Origin of the sequence: Burkholderia sp. E168m23 (assembly GCF_016586125.1) — a bacterium.
GTDB classification, from domain to species: domain Bacteria; phylum Pseudomonadota; class Gammaproteobacteria; order Burkholderiales; family Burkholderiaceae; genus Burkholderia; species Burkholderia orbicola.
In genome coordinates this window covers 1-6339 of record NZ_BCPP01000369.1, presented here as the reverse complement: position 1 = coordinate 6339, position 6339 = coordinate 1, and the positions used below count along the sequence as shown (strand labels likewise).

6 protein-coding genes are annotated in these 6339 nt (G+C 64.4%); 4 read left to right on the top strand and 2 right to left on the bottom strand.

The genetic code is table 11. The features are described 5' to 3' along the window. Together JMF90_RS19250 and icd are read right to left on the bottom strand one after the other, a co-directional pair. On the bottom strand, nt 1–926 hold a 926-nt coding region (locus tag JMF90_RS19250; protein WP_201325322.1), incomplete at its 3' end, for an NADP-dependent isocitrate dehydrogenase. A gap of 280 nt (nt 927–1206) precedes the next feature. Continuing rightward, the gene (gene icd / locus JMF90_RS19245; protein WP_006478026.1) at nt 1207–2463 is read right to left on the bottom strand and encodes an NADP-dependent isocitrate dehydrogenase; all 1257 of its coding nucleotides are present in this window, start codon (nt 2461–2463) and stop codon (nt 1207–1209) included. Nucleotides 2464–2741: 278 nt separating this feature from the next. Here icd and JMF90_RS19240 point away from each other — a divergent pair, with 278 nt between their 5' ends. From JMF90_RS19240 to fusA, 4 genes are all read left to right on the top strand, one after another. Beyond that, nucleotides 2742–3320: a pseudouridine synthase gene (locus tag JMF90_RS19240; protein ID WP_011546023.1), complete on the top strand. Its 579-nt coding sequence runs from the start codon at nt 2742–2744 to the stop codon at nt 3318–3320. Between the two features lie 281 nt (nt 3321–3601). Further along, on the top strand, nt 3602–3817 hold the full coding sequence (locus tag JMF90_RS19235) for a hypothetical protein (protein WP_011352970.1): 216 nt from the start codon (nt 3602–3604) through the stop codon (nt 3815–3817). A 160-nt stretch (nt 3818–3977) separates the two neighbouring features. Beyond that, the gene (locus tag JMF90_RS19230; RefSeq protein WP_011546024.1) at nt 3978–4478 is read left to right on the top strand and encodes a DUF192 domain-containing protein; all 501 of its coding nucleotides are present in this window, start codon (nt 3978–3980) and stop codon (nt 4476–4478) included. 240 nt (nt 4479–4718) lie between these two features. Beyond that, nucleotides 4719–6339: elongation factor G (gene fusA, locus JMF90_RS19225; RefSeq protein ID WP_201325321.1), on the top strand; the 1621-nt coding region annotated here is incomplete at its 3' end.

Here is a 6339-nt window from a genome sequence, read left to right as displayed (position 1 = left end):
GGCAGGTCCTTCAGGCGCGCGTACAGGTCGCCGATCCCGTTGTTCGGGTTGAAGCCGGCCTTCGCCAGCACGTCCGCGTGCTTCGCGAGCGCGTCGCGGTAGAACACCGACACGAAGTGACCGAACAGGATCGGGTCCGAGACCTTCATCATGGTCGCCTTCAGGTGCACCGAGAACAGCACGTCCTGCGCCTTCGCGTCGGCGATCTGCGCTTCGATGAAGCTGCGCAGCGCATTGCGGCTCATCACCGATGCGTCGATCACTTCACCGGCCTTCACGGCCGTCTTTTCCTTCAGCACCTTCTTCGCGCCGTCGGTCGTCGTGAGTTCGATCTTCACGCTGCCGGCATCGGCGATCAGCGCCGACTTCTCGCTGCCGTAGAAGTCACCTTCGGTCATGTGCGCGACGTGCGCCTTCGACGTGGCCTTCCACGCGCCCATCTTGTGCGGATGCTTGCGTGCGTAGTTCTTGACCGACAGCGGCGCGCGGCGGTCGGAGTTGCCTTCGCGCAGCACCGGGTTCACCGCGCTGCCCTTGATCTTGTCGTAACGCGCCTTGACGGCCTTTTCTTCGTCCGTCGACGGATCTTCCGGATAGGCCGGCAGCGCGTAGCCCTGCGCCTGCAGTTCGGCGATCGCGGCCTTCAGCTGCGGCACCGATGCGCTGATGTTCGGCAGCTTGATGATGTTCGCTTCCGGCTTCAGCGTGAGCTGGCCCAGCTCGGCCAGATCGTCGGAACCCTTCTGCTCCGACGGCAGGACGTCTGCGAATGCCGCGATGATGCGGCCGGCGAGCGAGATGTCGCGCGTTTCGACGGCGACGCCGGACGAACGCGTGAAGGCCTTGACGATCGGCAGCAGCGAGTAGGTCGCGAGCGCCGGCGCTTCGTCGGTGAGGGTGTAGATGATCTTGGGCGAAGTGGACATGGTGGTCAAAGCATTGCTACGTGATTGAGGGACTGAGGAGCGCCGGCGGTAACCGGCGGGGAGCGACCGGGTCGATCGCGAAAGGGGCGCCGGCTCAGCCGGGCGGTGGTGTTGCGAGGGCCGTCATGGTCTACCTTGCAGGGCATGCGGGCCGCTTCGCGGCGCCGCGGCCCGCAAGCCGGGCCACCCTGCCAACAAACCTGCCATCCACGAAACGCTCCGGCGCCGGCAGTCAGCGCCGGGGCGGCCGGCACCGTGCCGGCCCACCCCGGAAGGGGTCTTACATGTTCTCGATCAGCACTTCGCCGAAGCCGGAGCACGACACCTGCGTCGCGCCTTCCATCAGGCGCGCGAAGTCGTACGTGACGCGCTTCTGCAGAATCGACTTCTCCATCGCGGCGATGATCGTGTCGGCTGCTTCCGTCCAGCCGAGGTGGCGCAGCATCATTTCCGCCGACAGGATCTCGGAACCGGGGTTCACGTAATCCTTGCCCGCGTACTTCGGCGCCGTGCCGTGCGTCGCCTCGAACATCGCGACCGAATCCGACAGGTTCGCGCCAGGCGCGATCCCGATGCCGCCGACCTGCGCGGCCAGCGCGTCGGAGATGTAGTCGCCGTTCAGGTTCAGCGTCGCGATCACGTCGTATTCGGCCGGGCGCAGCAGGATCTGCTGCAGGAAGGCATCGGCGATCGAATCCTTGATCACGATCTCGTTGCCCGTCTTCGGGTTCTTCACGCGCATCCACGGGCCGCCGTCGATCAACTCGCCGCCGAATTCCTTCTGCGCGAGCGCGTAGCCGGCGTCACGGAACAGGCCTTCCGTGAACTTCATGATGTTGCCCTTGTGCACCAGCGTGACCGACTTGCGATCGTTGTCGATCGCGTACTGGATCGCCTTGCGCACGAGACGCTCGGTGCCTTCGGTCGACACGGGCTTGACGCCGATCCCGGAAGTTTCCGGGAAGCGGATTTTCTTCACGCCCATCTCGTCCTGCAGGAACTTGATCACCTTCTTCGCCTGCTCGGAGCCCGCGGCCCATTCGATGCCCGCGTAGATGTCTTCCGAGTTCTCGCGGAAGATCACCATGTCGATCTTCTGCGGCTCACGCACCGGCGACGGCACGCCCTTGAAGTACTGGACCGGGCGCAGGCACACGTACAGATCGAGCTCCTGGCGCAGCGCGACGTTCAGCGAACGGATGCCGCCGCCGACCGGGGTCGTGAGCGGCCCCTTGATCGACACCACGTATTCCTTCAGGACCTGCAGCGTTTCGTCCGGCAGCCACACGTCCGGACCGTACACCTTGGTCGCCTTCTCGCCCGCGAAGATCTCCATCCAGTGGATCTTGCGCTTGCCCTTGTACGCATGCGCGACCGCCGCATCGACGACCTTGATCATGACCGGCGTGATATCGAAGCCCGTACCGTCGCCTTCGATATAGGGAATGATCGGCTGATCGGAAACGTTGAGCGAGAAGTCCTTGTTGACGGTGATCTTGTCACCGCCCTCCGGAACCTTGATGTGCTGATACGGCATGATCGACTCCAGTGACGTGGCTGAGCAGGTGATGCTGGTCGAAGCTGCGCGCGCGGCGGGGGCGCGGCATGGCCACCCCGTGACGACAACAGCGAGCCGCTATTCTAGCGCCCCAACCGGGCACTTCGGCGTGAACCGCGGCACTGCGTATCAAGACCTCACTTATGTCTTATATAAGACAGAGGACTTGCCGTTCCGTATTATGCATTAAGATTCCGCCATTTGCCATAGACCGCCCGCCCCCCGCTCCGCGCGGGGCGCCGGGCAGACGCCCCGCCATGAACCTGATCGCCCTCAACAAGCCGTTCGGCACGATTTGCCAGTTTTCCGCGCACGAGACGCGGCCGTCGCTCGGCGACTGGGTCAAAACGCCCGGTGTCTATGCGGCCGGCCGGCTCGACGCGGACAGCGAGGGGCTGCTGCTGCTCACCGACGACGGCGGGCTGCAGGCCCGCATCGCGGAGCCGCGCCACAAGCTGGTGAAGCGCTACTGGGCGCAGGTCGACGGCGCGCCGGGGCCGGCCGACCTGAAGGCGCTCGCCCGCGGCGTCGACCTCGGCGACTACGTGACGCGCCCGTGCCGCGCCGAATTCATCGAGCCGCCCGACACGCTGTGGCCGCGCAATCCGCCGATCCGCTACCGCGCCGCGATCCCGACCACGTGGATCGAGCTCGCGATCACCGAGGGCAAGAACCGGCAGGTGCGCCGGATGACGGCGGCCGTCGGCTTCCCCACGTTGCGCCTGGTGCGCGTCGGCATCGGCGCGCTGGACATATTCGCGCTCGGCATTGCACCGGGCGAAACGATCGCGCTGCCGCCGCGCGCGCCGTGGGACGGTTTCGCGCCCGTCGGATGACGAAGCCGGGACGCGCGCATTTTTCGTCATCTTTTTCGTCAACCGCCTGCGGAGATCGTGCGTTAAACCACGCAGATGCCAACCTTAGCTATCCGGCATTGGCAGCCGAACCCGTGTTTGCGTCACGAAAGCGACGTTTTATTCGAATACGATTCGGCGCCCGCAGCGCAAAGAGAAATTTCTCGAAGCGTCTGTCAACCGAAAGGTGGATGGCACCGTTAGACGACATGACTCCTATTGCCGGGTCATTTGGTTAATTAACTAAAGCTGAGGAACACAACATGAACAAACTGATCGCCGCTCTGGTCGCTGGCCTCTTCGCAACGGCTGCTTTCGCACAAGCTTCGGCTCCGGAAGCTGCTCCGGCAGCAGCAGAAGCTGCTTCGGCACCGGCTAAGCACGCTGCCAAGAAGCACCACGCTGCCAAGAAGCACCACAAGGCATCGAAGAAGGCTGCAGCAAGCGACGCAGCAGCACCGGCAGCTGCTTCGAACTAAGTAAGCTGGCTGTAATAACGCAGTCAAGAACACGCAGTCTTGCCGTTCTTACGGCGTTGAAAGGCAGATCACCGCAAGGCGATCTGCCTTTTTCTTTTTTGTGCCCGCCGGCGCGCATCGCGTACCATGCGGGTCTCGTTTTCCAGACAGGAGCCATGCTGTGTCATTCTCCCTGCGCCCGTCGCTCGGCCGCCTTGCGCGCGCCGCCGTGTTTCCCGCCGCGCTCGCCGTCTTCGCACTCGGCATGCAGGCCGCCAGCGCGCAAGTGCCGCCCGGCGCCAAGCAGCCGAGCGAGTTCCCGCGCGTGAAGCTGCGCGCCGGCATGTACGTGATCGACGCGGCCGTCGCCGCGAACGACGCCGACCGCGAACAGGGGCTGATGTACCGTTCGCAGCTCGCGCCGAACGAAGGCATGCTGTTCGTCTTCAACGAGAACGCCGTGCACTGCTTCTGGATGAAGAACACGCTGATTCCGCTGTCGATCGCGTTCATCCGCGCGGATGGCACGATCACCGACATCGACGAGATGAAGGCCGAGACGACCGACAACCACTGCCCGCGCAACAACGGCGTCTATGCGCTCGAAATGAGCAAGGGCTGGTTCGCCGCGAAGGGCATCAAGCCCGGCATGAAGCTCGACGGCCTGCCGCGGGCTCAGTAACCGCAACGGTCCGCGCGGCGGCATCGCGCCGCGCCCCGACCGAACAGCCGGCCGCCCGTCATTTCCTGTCGGGCGCCGGTTTTTTTTCGTCCGCCCGCGGCGCCCGCCTTGATTCGGCACCCGCTGCCCGCATCTGCAAAAGCCACGGACAAGCGCTATCCTTTAAATCTCGCTAGTTCCAGCCCGGGCCGGCATCCAATCAGCCGGCCCGCTTACGATCCGAACCACCAGGAGGTTCACGTGCCCCGCAAAACCCCCATCGAGCGCTATCGAAATATCGGGATCAGCGCTCACATCGATGCCGGCAAGACCACGACGACCGAGCGCATCCTGTTTTACACCGGTGTGAGCCACAAGATCGGTGAAGTGCACGACGGCGCGGCCACGATGGACTGGATGGAGCAGGAGCAGGAACGCGGCATCACGATCACGTCGGCGGCGACCACGGCCTTCTGGAAGGGCATGGCCGGCAACTATCCGGAGCACCGGATCAACATCATCGACACGCCCGGGCACGTCGACTTCACGATCGAAGTCGAGCGCTCGATGCGCGTGCTCGATGGCGCGTGCATGGTCTACGACTCGGTCGGCGGCGTGCAGCCGCAATCGGAAACCGTGTGGCGCCAGGCCAACAAGTACAAGGTGCCGCGCATCGCGTTCGTCAACAAGATGGACCGGATCGGCGCCGACTTCTTCCGCGTGCAGAAGCAGATCGGCGAGCGCCTGAAGGGCGTCGCCGTGCCGATCCAGATTCCGATTGGCGCCGAAGACCATTTCCAGGGCGTCGTCGATCTGGTGAAGATGAAGGCGATCGTGTGGGACGACGAAAGCCAGGGCGTGAAGTTCACGTACGAGGACATCCCCGCGAACCTCGTCGAGCTCGCGCACGAATGGCGCGAGAAGATGGTCGAGGCCGCCGCCGAAGCGAGCGAGGAACTGCTCGAGAAGTATCTGCACGACCATGAATCGCTGACCGAGGACGAGATCAAGGCCGCGCTGCGCCAGCGCACGATCGCGAACGAGATCGTGCCGATGCTGTGCGGCAGCGCGTTCAAGAACAAGGGCGTGCAGGCGATGCTCGACGCGGTGATCGACTACCTGCCGTCGCCGGTCGACGTGCCCGCGATCCTCGGCCACGACTTCGCCGATCCGGAAAAGCCGGCGGAACGTCATCCGAGCGATGACGAGCCGTTCTCGTCGCTCGCATTCAAGATCATGACCGACCCGTTCGTCGGCCAGCTGATCTTCTTCCGCGTGTATTCGGGCGTCGTCGAGTCGGGCGATACCGTGCTCAACGCGACGAAGGACAAGAAGGAGCGGCTCGGCCGGATCCTGCAGATGCACGCGAACGAGCGCAAGGAAATCAAGGAAGTGCGCGCGGGCGACATCGCGGCGGCCGTCGGCCTGAAGGAAGCGACGACGGGCGACACGCTGTGCGATCCGCAGAAGCCGATCATCCTCGAGAAGATGGAATTCCCGGAACCGGTGATCTCGCAGGCCGTCGAGCCGAAGACGAAGGCCGACCAGGAAAAGATGGGCCTCGCGCTGAACCGTCTCGCGCAGGAAGATCCGTCGTTCCGCGTGCAGACCGACGAAGAGTCCGGCCAGACCATCATTTCGGGGATGGGCGAGCTCCACCTCGAAATCCTGGTCGACCGGATGAAGCGCGAGTTCGGCGTCGAGGCGACGGTCGGCAAGCCGCAGGTCGCGTATCGCGAAACGGTGCGCACGACGGCGGCCGACGTCGAGGGCAAGTTCGTCAAGCAGTCGGGCGGGCGCGGCCAGTACGGTCATGCGGTGATCACGCTGGAGCCGAACCCCGGCAAGGGCTACGAGTTCCTCGACGAGATCAAGGGCGGCG